The organism is Streptomyces eurythermus, from assembly GCF_014649115.1.
In the GTDB taxonomy this organism is placed as follows: Bacteria; Actinomycetota; Actinomycetes; order Streptomycetales; family Streptomycetaceae; genus Streptomyces; species Streptomyces eurythermus.
The window spans coordinates 389,831-405,610 of the sequence record NZ_BMSK01000003.1; the positions used below are offsets into that span (position 1 = coordinate 389,831).

General features: G+C 70.9%; 15 protein-coding genes. 6 read left to right on the forward strand and 9 right to left on the reverse strand.

Features of this window, described 5'->3' with window-relative positions; genetic code table 11:
- Positions 1-80 precede the first annotated feature (80 nt).
- Genes galT through galK form a run of 3 tightly spaced genes read left to right on the forward strand, consistent with a single transcriptional unit; the run spans position 81 to position 3,255 of the window.
- Positions 81-1,142 (forward strand): galactose-1-phosphate uridylyltransferase, encoded by a 1,062-nt coding sequence (galT, locus tag IE251_RS07265; RefSeq protein ID WP_189752053.1) that lies wholly within the window; start codon positions 81-83, stop codon positions 1,140-1,142.
- On the forward strand, positions 1,139-2,101 hold the full coding sequence (galE, locus tag IE251_RS07270) for a UDP-glucose 4-epimerase GalE (RefSeq protein ID WP_189752054.1): 963 nt from the start codon (positions 1,139-1,141) through the stop codon (positions 2,099-2,101). The genes galT and galE overlap by 4 nt, the downstream gene beginning before the upstream one ends.
- A complete protein-coding gene (galK, locus tag IE251_RS07275) occupies positions 2,101-3,255 on the forward strand; it encodes a galactokinase (protein ID WP_189752055.1) in 1,155 nt (384 codons plus the stop codon). The genes galE and galK overlap by 1 nt, the downstream gene beginning before the upstream one ends.
- A gap of 7 nt (positions 3,256-3,262) precedes the next feature.
- Here the strand turns inward: galK and IE251_RS07280 are convergent, their stop codons facing one another.
- A complete protein-coding gene (locus tag IE251_RS07280) occupies positions 3,263-3,703 on the reverse strand; it encodes a GNAT family N-acetyltransferase (protein WP_229896644.1) in 441 nt (146 codons plus the stop codon).
- 327 nt (positions 3,704-4,030) lie between these two features.
- Here IE251_RS07280 and IE251_RS07285 point away from each other — a divergent pair, with 327 nt between their 5' ends.
- A complete protein-coding gene (locus tag IE251_RS07285; protein WP_030779001.1) occupies positions 4,031-4,798 on the forward strand; it encodes a LuxR C-terminal-related transcriptional regulator in 768 nt (255 codons plus the stop codon).
- Here the strand turns inward: IE251_RS07285 and tamR are convergent.
- Positions 4,757-5,254 carry a MarR family transcriptional regulator TamR gene (gene tamR, locus IE251_RS07290; RefSeq protein ID WP_030616064.1) on the reverse strand — a complete coding sequence of 166 codons (498 nt, stop codon included), beginning with the start codon at positions 5,252-5,254 and terminating at the stop codon, positions 4,757-4,759. The two genes, IE251_RS07285 and tamR, sit on opposite strands and share 42 nt — an antisense overlap.
- 87 nt (positions 5,255-5,341) lie before the next feature.
- Here tamR and IE251_RS07295 point away from each other — a divergent pair, with 87 nt between their 5' ends.
- The gene (locus tag IE251_RS07295; RefSeq protein WP_189752057.1) at positions 5,342-6,157 is read left to right on the forward strand and encodes a trans-aconitate 2-methyltransferase; all 816 of its coding nucleotides are present in this window, start codon (positions 5,342-5,344) and stop codon (positions 6,155-6,157) included.
- A 67-nt stretch (positions 6,158-6,224) separates the two neighbouring features.
- Here IE251_RS07295 and IE251_RS07300 read toward each other — a convergent pair whose 3' ends face one another.
- Together IE251_RS07300 and IE251_RS07305 are read right to left on the reverse strand one after the other, a co-directional pair.
- Positions 6,225-6,902, reverse strand: coding sequence for a TetR/AcrR family transcriptional regulator (locus IE251_RS07300; protein WP_030778996.1), 678 nt, complete (start codon positions 6,900-6,902; stop codon positions 6,225-6,227).
- Complete coding sequence (locus IE251_RS07305; RefSeq protein WP_189752058.1) at positions 6,899-7,906, reverse strand: acyl-CoA desaturase; 1,008 nt, start codon at positions 7,904-7,906, stop codon at positions 6,899-6,901. Before IE251_RS07305 ends, IE251_RS07300 begins: the two co-directional genes overlap by 4 nt.
- A gap of 308 nt (positions 7,907-8,214) precedes the next feature.
- On the opposite strand from IE251_RS07305, the gene ppc reads away from it, so the two are divergent.
- Complete coding sequence (ppc, locus tag IE251_RS07310) at positions 8,215-10,947, forward strand: phosphoenolpyruvate carboxylase (RefSeq protein WP_189752059.1); 2,733 nt, start codon at positions 8,215-8,217, stop codon at positions 10,945-10,947.
- Positions 10,948-11,050: 103 nt separating this feature from the next.
- Here the strand turns inward: ppc and IE251_RS07315 are convergent, their stop codons facing one another.
- The 5 genes from IE251_RS07315 to glmU all read right to left on the reverse strand — a co-directional run bounded on the left by IE251_RS07315 (position 11,051) and on the right by glmU (position 15,706).
- Positions 11,051-11,557, reverse strand: a complete 507-nt coding sequence (locus IE251_RS07315; protein ID WP_189752060.1) for a hypothetical protein — start codon at positions 11,555-11,557, stop codon at positions 11,051-11,053.
- 92 nt (positions 11,558-11,649) lie between these two features.
- Positions 11,650-12,252, reverse strand: a complete 603-nt coding sequence (gene pth, locus IE251_RS07320; RefSeq protein WP_189752061.1) for an aminoacyl-tRNA hydrolase — start codon at positions 12,250-12,252, stop codon at positions 11,650-11,652.
- Positions 12,253-12,322: 70 nt separating this feature from the next.
- Complete coding sequence (locus IE251_RS07325) at positions 12,323-12,916, reverse strand: 50S ribosomal protein L25/general stress protein Ctc (RefSeq protein WP_189752062.1); 594 nt, start codon at positions 12,914-12,916, stop codon at positions 12,323-12,325.
- 206 nt (positions 12,917-13,122) lie between these two features.
- Positions 13,123-14,103: a ribose-phosphate diphosphokinase gene (locus IE251_RS07330; RefSeq protein WP_030616084.1), complete on the reverse strand. Its 981-nt coding sequence runs from the start codon at positions 14,101-14,103 to the stop codon at positions 13,123-13,125.
- Positions 14,104-14,257: 154 nt separating this feature from the next.
- The gene (glmU, locus tag IE251_RS07335; RefSeq protein WP_189752063.1) at positions 14,258-15,706 is read right to left on the reverse strand and encodes a bifunctional UDP-N-acetylglucosamine diphosphorylase/glucosamine-1-phosphate N-acetyltransferase GlmU; all 1,449 of its coding nucleotides are present in this window, start codon (positions 15,704-15,706) and stop codon (positions 14,258-14,260) included.
- Positions 15,707-15,780 lie beyond the last annotated feature (74 nt).

Here is a 15,780-nt window from a genome sequence, read left to right on the forward strand (position 1 = left end):
TCGAGCGCGAGGGTGTCGAGTTGTGGTCTGTTATGTTTGATTGTGTTGAGTGATGGAGTGAGGGTGTGGAGGAGTCCGGCGTGAAGAAGACCCCGACCCGGCTTGCCGACGGTCGTGAGCTGATCTACTACGACCTTCGGGACGACACCGTGCGCGACGCGGCCGACCGGCGTCCCCTGGACCGTACGGTCACCACGTCCGAGATCCGCCGCGACCCGTTGCTCGGCGACGCCGTCGCCGTCGCCTCGCACCGCCAGGGCCGCACCTACCACCCGCCGGCCGACGAGTGCCCCCTGTGCCCCACGCGCGGCGACCGGCTCAGTGAGATCCCGGACTCCTCGTACGACGTGGTGGTCTTCGAGAACCGCTTCCCCTCCCTCGCCGGCGACTCCGGCCGCTGCGAGGTCGTCTGCTTCACCCCCGACCACGACGCCTCCTTCGCCGACCTCACCCCGGAGCAGGCCCGCCTGGTGCTGGACGCGTGGACGGACCGCACCGCCGAGCTGTCCCATCTGCCCTCCGTGGAGCAGGTGTTCTGCTTCGAGAACCGCGGCGCCGAGATCGGCGTGACCCTGGGCCACCCGCACGGGCAGATCTACGCCTACCCCTTCACCACCCCGCGCACGGCGCTGATGCTCCGCTCGCTCGCCGCGCACAAGGAGGCCACCGGCGGGGAGAACCTGTTCGACGCGGTCCTGGAACGCGAACTGGCCGACGAGCGGGTCGTCCTGGAGGGTGAACACTGGGTGGCGTTCGTGCCGTACGCGGCCCACTGGCCGTACGAGGTCCACCTGTACCCCAGGCGCCGGGTGCCCGACCTGCTCGCGCTGGACGAGGCGGCCCGCACAGAGTTCCCCCAGGTGTATCTGGAACTCTTGAGGCGGTTCGACCGGATCTTCGGCGAGGGTGAGCCCCCGACGCCGTACATCGCCGCCTGGCACCAGGCGCCGTTCGGCACGCTGGAGGAGTTCGACGGTGTGACGCGCGACGACTTCGCGCTCCACCTCGAGCTTTTCACCATCCGCCGCACTTCCGGCAAACTGAAGTTTCTCGCGGGTTCCGAGTCCGGCATGAGCGTGTTCATCAACGACGTGCCGCCGGAGCGCGCGGCCGAGCGACTGCGAGAGGTAGCGAGTTCATGAAGTACCTGGTGACGGGTGGCGCCGGATATGTCGGCAGTGTCGTGGCCCAGCACCTGCTGGAGGCCGGGCACGAGGTCACCGTCCTCGACAACCTCTCCACCGGCTTCCGCGCCGGGGTGCCCGCCGGGGCCGCCTTCGTCGAGGGCGACATCCGCGACGCCGCCAAGTGGCTCGATGCCTCCTTCGACGGCGTGCTGCACTTCGCGGCGTTCTCGCAGGTCGGAGAGTCGGTGCTGAAGCCGGAGAAGTACTGGGACAACAACGTCGGCGGCAGCATGGCGCTGCTCGCCGCGATGCGCGAGGCCGGCGTGCGCAAGCTGGTGTTCTCCTCCACCGCGGCGACCTACGGCGAGCCCGAGCAGACCCCCATCCGGGAGACCGCCCCGACGCGGCCCACCAGCCCCTACGGCGCCTCCAAGCTCGCCGTCGACCACATGATCACCGGCGAGGCGCACGCCCACGGCCTGGCCGCGGTCTCCCTGCGCTACTTCAACGTGGCCGGCGCCTACGGCGCGTACGGCGAGCGCCACGACCCCGAGTCGCACCTGATCCCGCTGGTCCTCCAGGTCGCCCAGGGCCGCCGCGAGGCCATCTCGGTCTACGGCGACGACTACCCGACCCCCGACGGCACCTGCGTGCGCGACTACATCCACGTGGCGGACCTGGCCGAGGCCCACCTGCTGGCCCTGGGCGCCGCCGCCCCCGGCGAGCACCTGATCTGCAACCTCGGCAACGGCAACGGCTTCTCCGTGCGCGAGGTCATCGAGACCGTCCGCGAGGTCACCGGCCACCCGGTCCCCGAGGTGACCGCGGGGCGCCGCGGAGGCGACCCGGCGGTCCTGGTCGCCGCCGCGGACACCGCCCGCGAGAAGCTGGGCTGGAACCCGACCCGCGCGGATCTCGCGGGCATCGTCGCGGACGCGTGGGAGTTCGCGCAGAGCATCACGAGGGAGCACTAGTGGGGGCACAGCAGGTCGCGGACCGCTTCGCGGAGCTGTACGGGGCGGGCCCGGAGGGCGTCTGGGCGGCGCCGGGCCGGGTCAACCTGATCGGCGAGCACACCGACTACAACGACGGCTTCGTCATGCCGTTCGCCCTGCCGCACCAGGCGGTCGCGGCGGTCTCCCGCCGCACCGACGGCGTCCTGCGCCTGCACTCGGCGGACATCGGGGGCGATATCACCGAGCTGCGCCTGGACGACCTCGCGCCCGGCGGCGACCACGACTGGACGGCCTACCCGGCGGGCGTGGTCTGGGCGCTGCGCGAGGCGGGCCACGAGATCACCGGCGCCGACGTCCACCTGGCGTCCACGGTCCCCACGGGCGCGGGCCTGTCCTCCTCCGCCGCCCTGGAGGTGGTGATCGCGCTCGCCCTGAACGACCTGTACGGCCTGGGCCTGAAGGGCTGGCGGCTGGCCCGGCTGTGCCAGCGCGCCGAGAACGTCTACGTCGGCGCGCCCACCGGCATCATGGACCAGACGGCGTCGGCCTGCTGCGAGGCGGGCCACGCGCTGTTCCTGGACACCCGTGACCTGTCCCAGCGGCAGATCCCCTTCGACCTCGCGGCCGCGGGCCTGCGCCTGCTGGTGGTGGACACCCAGGTCAAGCACGCGCACAGCGGCGGCGAGTACGGCAAGCGCCGGGCCGGCTGCGAGAAGGGCGCGGCCCTGCTCGGCGTCGACGCCCTGCGCGACATCCCGTACGACGGCCTGGACGCGGCCCTCGCCCGCCTCGGCGACGAGGAGGAGGTCGTCCGCCTGGTCCGCCACGTCGTGACGGAGAACGAGCGGGTCGAACGCACGGTCGCCCTGCTGCGGGCCGGCGACCCCCGCGCCATCGGCCCGGTCCTCACCGAGGGCCACGCCTCCCTGCGCGACGACTTCCGCATCTCCTGCCCGGAGCTGGACCTGGTGGTCGACACCGCCCTGGCCGGCGGCGCCCTCGGCGCCCGGATGACCGGCGGCGGCTTCGGCGGCTCGGCGATCGTCCTGGCGGAGGCGGCGGACGTCGAGACGCTGACGAAGTCCGTCGAGGCGGCGTTCGCCGCGGCGGGCCTCACCGCCCCCCGCGTCTTCGAGGCGGTCCCGTCGGCGGGCGCCCGGCGGCTGGTCTGACCCGCCGTCAGCCCAGGCGTTTGGTCAGGGTGTACTCCGTGATCCCCGGCGGGTAGTCGGGGATCACGCACACCACCTCGTAGCCCTGTCTCCGGTAGAAGGCGGGGGCCTGGAAGTCCCAGGTCTCCACGCGGGCGGCGGTGCAGCCGCGGGCGGTGGCCAGCCGTTCCGCCTCGGCGAGCAGGCGGGAGCCGAGGCCCGTGCCGCGGTGCCGGGTGTCGACCCACAGGTAGGTGACGTGCAGCCAGGTCGTCCAGGTGTGGCCGACCAGCCCGCCCGCCAGGTCCCCGGCGGCGTCCAGCCCCCACACGTGCAGCGGGGCCTCGCGTTCGCCGGGGGTGCCGCGCAGCGCGGCCAGCACCGGGGACGCGGCCGTATTGGTGTCCCGCAAGCGTGAGCGGAGCAGATCGCGTCGCGCCTTGTCGACTTCCGTCTCGATACGAAACATGCGGCACACCATAAACGTGCCGGAGGGTCAGTTCTGCAAATCTCCTTCCGCTGCGTGCCCGCATCCGTACTCTGTGGAACAGCACCGGTGGGGGCCGGTGCCGCTCAGGGGGCGAGACACGCGGGTACGGCGCCCGCGGTCGGGGGTGGCAGTCTTCGCCACGGCGGCGGCCGTGCGGCGTCTCGCCCCTGTCCGCCGGTGTCGTGCCCGTGCCCGTCGTCGTTCCGGCGGACATTCTCCGGGTACGTCCCGGAAGCCGGCTCATTCCGGAGCTTTCCGGACCTTGCACATCCCCTGCTCCACGCGGAGCCCGGGGAAGGGGGTTACGTGGTTCGTATCCGAGTCCTGGTCGTCGACGACCACCGCATCTTCGCCGAGTCGCTGGCCGCCGCCCTGGCCGCCGAACCGGACGTCGACGTCTTCGCGGCCGGCAGCGGCCCGGCCGCGCTGCGCTGCCTGGAGCGGGCGGCCGGCGAGGGCCGCCGCTACGACGTGCTGCTGGTCGACGCCGACCTCGGCGGCCCCCCGCCCGGCGCCCGCCCGGCCGTACCGGTGCGCGACGGCAACGAGGAGGGACTGGTCGACGGCATCTCCCTGGTCGCCGGGGTGCGCACCGCCCAGCCCGGCGTCCGCACCGTCGTCCTCGCCGACAAGGACGACCCGCGCCGCGCGGCCCTCGCCCTCCAGGCCGGCGCCTCCGGCTGGGTCGCCAAGGACTGTTCGCTGTCCCGGCTGCTGACGGTGATACGGGGCGTGCTGCGCGACGAGACGCATCTGCCGCCCGCGCTGCTCACCGGGGTGCTCAAAGAGCTGACGGCGGCCCGCCGGCACCGCACCGAGAGCGAGCGGCTGGTGGAGTCCCTCACCCCCAGGGAGCGGGAGGTGCTGCGCTGCATGGTCGCGGGGCTGGGCCGCAAGGCCGTCGCCGAACGGCTGTTCCTCTCCCCGCACACCGTCCGCACCCATATGCAGAACGTCCTCGGCAAGCTGGGCGTCCACTCCACACTGGCGGCCGTCGCGCTCGCCCGGCGGGCCGGGGTGGGGCCGGTGGACCTAGCCGGGGATGTTGTCGAACGGGGCGGTCAGCTGGCGTAGCAGCCCGGCCAGCTCCGCGCGCTGGGCGCGGGACAGCTCGGCGAGGATCGCCCGCTCCTGCTCCAGCAGTCCCGCCAGCGCCTGGTCCGCGCGGTCCCGGCCCTCGTCGGTCAGCCGGACCAGCACGCCCCGCCGGTCGCTGGGGTCGGGCAGCCGCTCCACCAGGCCCTTCTTCGCCAGCCGGTCGATGCGGTTGGTCATCGTGCCCGAGGTGACCAGGGTCTGTGTCAGCAGCTGGCCGGGGGAGAGCTGGTAGGGCGTGCCCGCGCGCCGCAGCGCGGTCAGCACGTCGAACTCCCAGGGCTCCAGCTGGTGCTCGGAGAAGGCGAGCCGGCGGGCGCGGTCCAGATGCCGGGCGAGCCGGCTCACCCGGCTCAGCACTTCCAGCGGCTCCACGTCGAGGTCCGGGCGCTCCCGGCGCCACGCTGCGACCAGCCGATCGACCTCGTCCTCCATGGAGATCAGTGTAGTGGTTGTGTCGACATGAAGTCTCTTGATATCGAGCCTCTTGATATAGAGATAAGTTGCGGGGACAGTGGACCCATGACCACACCCCGCTGGGACCCCGACCGGTACCTCCGCCACGCCGGCCACCGCGCCCGCGCCTGCACCGACCTCCTTGCGCGCGTCCCGGACCCGCCCCGCGACCGCCCCCGCGTCGCCGACCTCGGCTGCGGCCCCGGCAACGTCACCGCCCTGCTCGCCGAACGATGGCCCACCGCCCGCATCACCGGCTACGACAACTCCCCCGAGATGCTCGACCGGGCCCGCACCGGCCACGAGGGACCCACGGCGGGTGGCGGCCGGCTCGACTTCGCCCACGCCGACGTGACGACCTGGACACCAGGGGAGCCGTACGACCTGATCGTCTCCAACGCCACCCTGCAGTGGGTGCCGGGCCACGCCGACCGGTTCGCCGACTGGACCGCCGCCCTCACCCCCGGCGGCACCCTCGCCTTCCAGGTCCCCGACAACCTCGACGCCCCGCTGCACACCCTGCTGCGCGACCTCGCCGCCGCGCCCCGCTGGCGCTCCCGCCTGGCCGGCGCCGTACGCGCCACCGACTCCGTGCACACCCCCGGCTTCTACCTGGACCGCCTCGCCCGCCTGGGCTGCGCGGCCGACGTGTGGCAGACCACCTACCAGCACGTCCTCCAGGGCGAGGACCCGGTGCTCGACTGGGCGAAGGGCACCGCGCTGCGCCCCGCCCTGACCGCCCTCGCCGACGACCCCGAGGCGCGCGAAGCCTTCCTCACCGAGTACCGGACCCTGCTGCGCACCGCCTACCCGAGCGCCCCCTACGGCACGGTCCTGCCCTTTCGCCGCCTGTTCGCGGTCGCCGTGAAGCCGCCCCGCTGAAGTCGCCCCGCTGAAGTCGCCGTGAAGTCACCCCGCTGAACGGGACGCTGTGAACCCGGTTCACGGCCTACGCCTTGCGGTGACCTATCAACCGCGGCTTCGGCTCCAGGCCGTCCAGTCCGTGCCACGCCAGGTTCACCAGGTGCGCCGCCACCTCCGCCTTCTTCGGCCGGCGCACGTCCAGCCACCACTGCCCGGTCAGCGCCACCATGCCGACCAGCGCCTGGGCGTAGAGCGGGGCGAGCTTCGGATCGAAGCCCCGCGACTTGAACTCGCGGCCCAGGATGTCCTCCACCTGGGTGGCGATATCGGAGATCAGGGACGCGAAGGACCCCGTGGACTGCGGGATGGGCGAGTCCCGGACCAGGATGCGGAACCCGTCCGTGTACTCCTCGATGTAGTCCAGCAGCGCGAACGCCGCCTGCTCGCACAGCTCACGCGGATGGCCGGCGGTCAGCGAGCTGGTGACCATGTCCAGCAGGCGGCGCATCTCCCGGTCCACCACCACCGCGTACAGCCCCTCCTTCCCGCCGAAGTGCTCGTACACCACCGGCTTGGACACCCCGGCCTTCGCCGCGATCTCCTCCACCGACGTGCCCTCGAAGCCCTTCGCCGCGAAAAGGGTGCGACCGATCTCCAGCAGCTGCTGGCGGCGCTCGGCACCGGTCATACGGGTCCGGCGGGTCCGCCGCTGCTTGTCGTTGCCTGAAGTGCTGCTGGAGTCGGTCGCCACGGCGTCAATCATGCCGCCTCGGCGGTTTCCCTCCGGCGCCGGGAGCCGCCTTCCTCGGTGTTCCGCCGCGAATCGATACGCGAGCGTGACGGCCAGCGCACGTCATACGCCCAGCCCAGCCGCTCGAACCAGCGGATGAACCGCGCCGAGGAGTCCAGCTGGCCGCGCATCACCCCGTGCCGCGCCGAGGTCGGGTCGGCGTGGTGCAGGTTGTGCCAGGACTCGCCGCACGACAGGATCGCCAGCCACCACACGTTGCCCGAACGGTCCCGCGACTTGAACGGCCGCTTGCCCACCGCGTGGCAGATCGAGTTGATCGACCACGTCACATGGTGCAACAGCGCCACCCGGACGAGTGAACCCCAGAAGAACGCGGTGAACGCGCCCCACCACGACATCGTCACCAGACCGCCGATCAGCGGCGGCAGCAGCAGCGACACCAGCGTCCACATCACGAACTGCCGGGAGATCGCCCGCATCGCCGGGTCCTTGATCAGATCCGGCGCGTACTTCTCCTGCGGGGTCTGCTCCTCGTCGAACATCCAGCCGATGTGCGCCCACCACAGGCCCTTCATCAGCGCCGGAACCGTCTCCCCGAACCGCCACGGAGAGTGCGGGTCGCCCTCGGCGTCGGAGAACTTGTGATGCTTGCGGTGATCGGCCACCCACCGCACCAGCGGACCCTCCACCGCCAGCGACCCCATGATCGCCAGCGCGATCCGCAGCGGCCGCTTCGCCTTGAACGAACCATGGGTGAAGTACCGGTGGAAACCGATCGTGATCCCGTGGCAGCCGAGGAAGTAGAAGAACACCAGCAGGCCCAGATCGAGCCAGCTCACCCCCCATCCCCAGGCCAGCGGCACCGCCGCCACCAGCGCCAGGAACGGCACCGTGATGAAGAGCAGCAGCGTGATCTGCTCGATCGAACGCTTCCGCTCACCGCCCAGCGTGGCGGAAGGAACAGCTGTGTCGGTGGCCTCACGGGCCTCTGCGATCACATCGGAGCTTGAGGTCATACGCGTCCCCTGTGGGGTCGAGAATCGAGTCGGATTGCCGGGGCCGCCGGGACCGGACGGGACTCGACGGTACTTCCCTACGGTTCCGTAACCTACGGCATCGTAAGTATGGCAGCGCGTCATGCCGCGGCAAGAGCCCCAGACCCTGCGCGTCCACATCGCCACCTATCCTTGGAACCGGTCGGACAGCGCGGTCCGCTGAAGTTTCCTTCCCGGACGCCACGGCCCGTATGCGGCGCCCCGCCGCGCGCGGTGGCCGGCCGGGTTCCCCGCCAGCCGAGCTTCAACACTGCAAGGAGCCGCAACCTGTGAGCAGTGCCGACGACCAGACCACCACAACCAGCAGCGAGCTGCGCGCCGACATCCGCCGGCTGGGCGACCTCCTGGGCGAGACCCTCGTCCGGCAGGAGGGCCCCGAACTCCTCGAACTGGTCGAGAAGGTCCGCCGCCTCACCCGCGAGGACGGCGAAGCCGCCGCCGAGCTGCTGCGTGGCACAGAACTGGAGACCGCGGCCAAGCTGGTCCGCGCCTTCTCCACCTACTTCCACCTCGCCAACGTCACCGAGCAGGTGCACCGCGGCCGCGAGCTGCGCGCCCGCCGCGCCGCCGAGGGCGGCCTGCTCTCCCGCACCGCCGACCGGCTCAAGGACGCCGACCCCGAGCACCTGCGCCAGACCGTGCAGAACCTCAACGTCCGCCCGGTCTTCACCGCCCACCCCACCGAGGCCGCCCGCCGGTCCGTCCTCAACAAGCTGCGGCGCATCGCGGCCCTCCTGGACACCCCCGTCCTCGACACCGACCGCCGCCGCCACGACGTCCGCCTCGCCGAGAACATCGACCTCGTCTGGCAGACCGACGAGCTGCGCGTCGTACGCCCCGAACCCGCCGACGAGGCCCGCAACGCCATCTACTACCTGGACGAACTCCACGCCGGCGCCGTCGGCGACGTCCTGGAGGACCTCACCGCGGAACTCGAGCGCGTCGGCGTCAAGCTCCCCGACGACACCCGCCCGCTCACCTTCGGCACCTGGATCGGCGGCGACCGCGACGGCAACCCCAACGTCACCCCCCAGGTCACCTGGGACATCCTCATCCTCCAGCACGAACACGGCATCAACGACGCCCTGGAGACGATCGACGAACTGCGCGGCCTGCTCTCCAACTCCATCCGCTACACCGGAGCCACCCAGGAGCTGCTCGACTCCCTCCAGAAGGACCTGGAGCTGCTCCCCGAGATCAGCCCCCGCTACAAGCGCCTCAACGCCGAGGAGCCCTACCGGCTCAAGGCCACCTGCGTCCGGCAGAAGCTGGTCAACACCAAGCAGCGCCTCGCCAAGGGCACCCCGCACGAGGACGGCCGCGACTACCTCGGTACCGCCGAGCTGCTGAACGACCTGCGGATCATCCAGGCCTCCCTGCGCGAACACCGCGGCGGCCTGTTCGCCGACGGCCGCCTGGCCCGCACCATCCGCACCCTGGGCGCCTTCGGCCTCCAGCTCGCCACCATGGACGTCCGCGAACACGCCGACGCCCACCACCACGCCCTCGGCCAGCTCTTCGACCGGCTCGGCGAGGAGTCCTGGCGCTACGCCGACATGCCCCGCGAGTACCGGGCCAAGCTCCTCGCCAAGGAACTGCGCTCCAGAAGGCCGCTCGCCCCCACCCCGGCCCCCGTCGACGCCGCCGGACAGAAGACCCTCGGCGTCTTCCAGACGGTCAAGAAGGCCCTGGAGGTCTTCGGCCCCGAGGTCATCGAGTCCTACATCATCTCCATGTGCCAGGGCGCCGACGACGTCTTCGCCGCCACCGTCCTCGCCCGCGAGGCCGGCCTGATCGACCTGCACGCCGGCTGGGCCAGGATCGGCATCGTCCCGCTGCTGGAGACCACCGACGAGCTGAAGGCCGCCGACACCATCCTGGAGGACATGCTCTCCGACCCGTCCTACCGGCGCCTGGTCGCGCTGCGCGGCGACGTCCAGGAGGTCATGCTCGGCTACTCCGACTCCTCCAAGTTCGGCGGCATCACCACCAGCCAGTGGGAGATCCACCGCGCCCAGCGCCGGCTGCGCGACGTCGCCCACCGCTACGGCGTGAGGCTGCGCCTCTTCCACGGCCGCGGCGGCACCGTCGGCCGCGGCGGCGGCCCCTCCCACGACGCCATCCTCGCCCAGCCCTGGGGCACCCTGGAGGGCGAGATCAAGGTCACCGAGCAGGGCGAGGTCATCTCCGACAAGTACCTCATCCCCTCCCTCGCCCGGGAGAACCTGGAACTGACGGTCGCGGCCACCCTGCAGGCCTCCGCCCTGCACACCGCCCCCCGCCAGTCCGACGAGGCCCTCGCCCGCTGGGACGCGGCCATGGACGTCGTCTCCGACGCCGCCCACGCCGCCTACCGCCGGCTCGTCGAGGACCCGGACCTGCCGACGTACTTCCTCGCGTCGACGCCGGTCGACCAGCTCGCCGACCTGCACCTGGGCTCCCGGCCCTCCCGCCGCCCCGGCTCCGGCGTCTCGCTCGACGGCCTGCGCGCCATCCCCTGGGTGTTCGGCTGGACCCAGTCCCGGCAGATCGTCCCCGGCTGGTTCGGCGTCGGCTCCGGCCTGAAGGCCCTGCGCGAGGCCGGCCTGGACACCGTCCTCGACGAGATGCACCAGGAGTGGCACTTCTTCCGCAACTTCATCTCCAACGTCGAGATGACCCTCGCCAAGACGGACCTGCGGATCGCCCGCCACTACGTCGACACCCTCGTCCCCGACGAGCTCAAGCACGTCTTCGACACCATCGAGGCCGAACACGAGCTGACCGTCGCCGAGGTCCTGAAGGTCACCGGCGAGAAGGAACTGCTGGACGCCCAGCCCGTCCTCAAGCAGACCTTCGCCATCCGCGACGCCTACCTGGACCCCATCTCCTACCTCCAGGTCGCCCTGCTCAAGCGCCAGCGCGAAGCGGTCGCGGCCGGCGTCGACCCCGACCCGCTGCTCTCCCGCGCCCTGCTCCTCACCGTCAACGGCGTGGCGGCGGGCCTGCGCAACACCGGCTGACCAGCCGCTGACCAGCCGCGAGAAGAGGGTGCCCCCGAGGCCGTACGACCCCGGGGGCACCCCCTTTCCTTCTCAGCTCGGCTCACGGCTTCTCCGGCTCGGCTCACCGCACCGCCACGAACGCCGCCGTCAGCAGCCCCGCACCGGCCAGCCCCAGCACCCACGCCGGCCGCGTCAGCCGCATCCCGCCCGCGACCACCACCGACGCCAGCAGCAGCGCACCGCCCAGCGGCAGCCACGCCAGCAGGATCCCCGCCGGACCGGACCGCACCGCCTCCCCGGTGCCGGGCTTCAGCACCACGTCGTACACCGCCCCCGCGCGCACCGCCACGGACGAGTCAAGCTCCACGCTTCCGCGGGCCCGTCCCCCCGCCGACACCGGCGTGAACGGCCCCGTACAGGTCTCCCCGGCACACCGCGTCACCCGCACCGTGCCGGACTCACGCCCCTTCGCCAGCATCACGTGCTGTGCGGTCCCCCAGGAACCCCACACCCCGGCGAACAGGATCAGCGCGGCGAGCGCACCCATCACGGCGACCCGGCCGAACCGCAAAGCGGTCCCGGACGCCTGACGAGCGGTACTGGCGGTGGCAGGCATGGCCGGGATCATTGGCCATACCCCTACGAGCGGTCAACTCCGGTGGGCGGCCTGGGCGGACAAGTCGCGAGTTGTACGTCACCCCGCCCACCCGGAGGGCACCCTCACGAGTTGTACGCCCCCTGCGCCCGCTCCAGCCCCTCGGTCACCAGACACTCCACCGCGTCCGCCGCACGGTCCACGAAGTAGTCCAGCTCCTTGCGCTCCGCCGACGAGAAGTCCTTCAGCACGAAATCCGCCACCTGCATCCGCCCCGGCGGCCGGCCGATCCCGAACCGCACCCGGTGATAATCCGGCCCCATCGCCTTCGTCATCGACTTCAGACCGTTGTGCCCGTTGTCCCCGCCGCCCAGCTTCAGCCGCAGCGTGCCGTAGTCGATGTCCAGCTCGTCATGGACCGCCACGATGTTCCCCACCGGAACCTTGTAGAAATCCCGCAGCGCGTTCACCGGACCACCGGACAGATTCATGAACGACAGCGGCTTCACCAGGATCACCCGACGGCTCGCCGGCCCGGCCGGACCGATCCGGCCCTCCACCACCTGAGCCTGCGCCTTGCCCGCCCGCTTGAACTTCCCCCCGATCCGCTCCGCGAGCAGATCCGCCACCATGAAACCGACATTGTGCCGGTTCATCGCGTACTCCGGCCCCGGATTGCCGAGCCCGGCGATCAGCCAAGGGGCACTGGCGGGAGTGGTCACGTCCATCTCTCCTCGAATACGCGCCAGCCGCTGCCCCCCACGGGAACAGCGGCTGACGAAACGACGACTACGAGGCTCAGGCCTCGGCAGCCTCTTCACCCTCGGCGGACTCGCCCTCGGTCTCCTCGGCCTGAGCGGCCAGGACCTGCAGCACGACCGCGTCGTCCTCGACGGCCAGCGTGGTGCCGGACGGCAGGGTGATGTCCTTGGCGAGGACGGAGGCACCGGCCTCCAGGCCCTCGATGGACACGGTGACCGACTCGGGGATGTGCGTGGCCTCGGTCTCGACCGGCAGCGCGTCCAGGACGTGCTCCAGCAGGTTGCCACCCGGGGCCAGCTCGCCCTCGGTGTGCACCGGGATCTCGACCTGGACCTTCTCGCCCCGCTTGACCAGCTGCAGGTCGACGTGCTCCAGGAAGCCCTTCAGCGGGTCACGCTGCACGGCCTTCGGGATCGCCAGCTCGTTGGTCTTGCCGTCGATGTCCAGGGAGATCAGGACGTTCGGCGTACGCAGCGCCAGCAGCAGCTCGTGACCCGGCAGGGTCAGGTGCAGCGGGTCGGAACCGTGGCCGTACAGAACACCCGGCACCTTGTTGTCACGGCGGATGCGACGGGCCGCACCCTTGCCGAACTCGGTACGGGTCTCGGCGGTGAGCTTCACCTCGGACATATCAATCACTCCTCGTAGGAACTCGGAACGGACGTGGTCACCCGGCCACGAACGGCCTGCTACGAAGAGCGCGTCGATAACGGACCACCGTATTCGCGGACACGAACACGGCCTCCCTCGCCGAGCAACTCCAGCAGTCTACTCGGAGGGGGAGGCCGCGCCCAAAAGGATCACCCGCTAGCCCGCACCACGGACCAGCAGAAACCTCACTGCTCGTCGAACAGGCTCGTCACCGAACCATCCTCGAACACCTCACGCACCGCACTCGCGATCGTCGGAGCGATCGACAGCACCGTGATCTTGTCCAGATCCCGGCCCAGCTCCGCCGGCGTCGGCAGCGTGTTCGTGAACACGAACTCACTCACCCGCGAGTTCTTCAGCCGGTCCGCCGCCGGACCCGACAGCACACCGTGCGTCGCCGTCACGATGACATCCTCCGCACCATGCGCGAACAGCGCGTCCGCCGCGGCACAGATCGTGCCACCGGTGTCGATCATGTCGTCCACCAGCACACACACACGACCCTTGACCTCGCCCACGACCTCGTGGACCGTCACCTGGTTCGCCACGTCCTTGTCACGCCGCTTGTGCACGATCGCCAGCGGCGCACCGAGCCGGTCACACCACCGGTCCGCCACCCGCACCCGGCCCGCGTCCGGAGACACGACCGTCAGCTTGTCCCGGTCCACCTTCTTGCCCACGTAGTCCGCCAGCAGCGGCAGCGCGAACAGGTGATCCACCGGACCGTCGAAGAAGCCCTGGATCTGATCCGTGTGCAGATCCACCGTCAGAAGCCGGTCGGCACCCGCCGTCTTCATCAGGTCCGCGATCAGACGCGCCGAAATCGGTTCACGACCCCGGTGCTTCTTGTCCTGCCGCGCGTAACCGTAGAACGGCACGATGACGGTGATCGACCGCGCCGAAGCCCGCTTCAGCGCGTCGATCATGATGAGCTGCTCCATGATCCACTGGTTGATCGGAGCCGTGTGGCTCTGGATCACAAAGCAGTCCGCACCACGCGCCGACTCCTGGTAACGGACGTAGATCTCCCCGTTCGCGAAGTCGAAGGCCTTCGTCGGGACAACCCCGACACCCAGCTGCTGGGCGACCTCCTCGGCAAGCTCGGGGTGGGCGCGGCCGGAGAAGAACATCAACTTCTTCTCGCCGGTCGTCTTGATCCCGGTCACAGCACAGTCTCCTCAGAGGTTGTCTCAGCCAGCCGGCTGCTCGGCGACCTCTCGGCTGGGCAGGAGAGGCCGAATCAGCTGGTAAGGGTGCGGGGTGCACATGTGCGGATGTGCACTTATCACGGTACGCCGACTTTGGCGCACACGTTTCCGGTCAGTCCTCGCTCTCGCCCCGCCGGGACACCGCCTCGGCCGCCTTCGCCGCCGCGCTCCCCGGCCGCTTCCGGGCCACCCAACCCTCGATATTCCGCTGCTGACCACGGGCCACGGCCAGCGAACCCGGCGGCACATCCTTCGTGATCACCGACCCGGCGGCGGTGTACGCACCGTCCCCGACCGTGACAGGAGCCACAAACATGTTGTCCGAACCCGTCCGGCAGTGCGACCCGATCGTCGTGTGATGCTTGTCCTGACCGTCATAGTTCACGAACACGCTCGCCGCGCCGATGTTCGTGTACTCACCGATCGTCGCGTCCCCGACATACGACAGGTGAGGCACCTTCGTACCCTCCCCGATCGACGCGTTCTTCGTCTCCACGTACGTCCCGATCTTGCCCTTGGCACCCAGCCGGGTACCCGGACGCAGATACGCGTACGGCCCCACACTCGACCCCGCGCCGATCCGCGCCCCGTCGGACACCGTGTTGTCCACCCGAGCCCCCGCACCCACGTGCGTGTCCTTCAGCCGGCTGTTCGGCCCGACCTCGGCACCCTCGCCCAGATGCGTGGACCCCGTCAGCTGCGTACCCGGAAGCACCACCGCGTCCCGCTCGAACGTCACGGTCACATCCACCCACGTGGTGGCCGGGTCGACCACCGTCACCCCGTCCAGCATCGCCCGCGTCAGCAGCCGGTCGTTCAGGATCCGGCGCGCCTCGGCCAGCTGCACCCGGTTGTTGATACCCGCGATCTCCCGGTGGTCCTCCGCGACCGACGCGCCCACCCGGTGCCCCGCGTCCCGCAGGATCCCGAGCACGTCCGTCAGGTACTCCTCGCCCTGGCTGTTGTCCGTACGCACCTTCTTCAGCGCGTCCGCCAGCAGCTGCCCGTCGAACGCGAACACACCGCTGTTGATCTCCCGGATCGACCGCTGGGCGTCGGACGCGTCCTTGTGCTCCACGATCGCCGTGACGGCACCCGTCGCCTCGTCCCGCACGATCCGGCCGTAACCGGTCGCGTCCGGCACCTCGGCCGTCAGCACGGTCACGGCGTTGCCGTCCGCGTGATGCGTCTCGGTGAGCCGCCGCAGCGTCTCGGCGGTCAGCAGCGGAGTGTCCCCGCACACCACCACCACGGTGCCGTCCACGGCTCCGCCCAGCTCCTCCAGGCCCATCCGCACGGCGTGCCCGGTGCCGTTCTGCTCCGCCTGCACGGCGGTCCTGGTGTCCGGGTCGATCGCGGCGAGGTGGGCGGTGACCTGCTCGCGGGCGTGACCGACCACGACGACCAGGTTCTCGGGGGTCAGCGCGCGGGCTGCGGCCAGCACATGGCCGACGAGGGAGCGGCCGCAGATCTCGTGCAGGACCTTGGGTGTGGCCGACTTCATACGGGTGCCCTCACCCGCTGCGAGAACGACGACGGCTGCCGGGCGGATGGCACTCACGGGGTTGCCCTTCGGCTGGGGGTGGGTGGGTGACAGCCGCAGGATACCGGGGGGAGGGGTGGGGGAGGGGATAT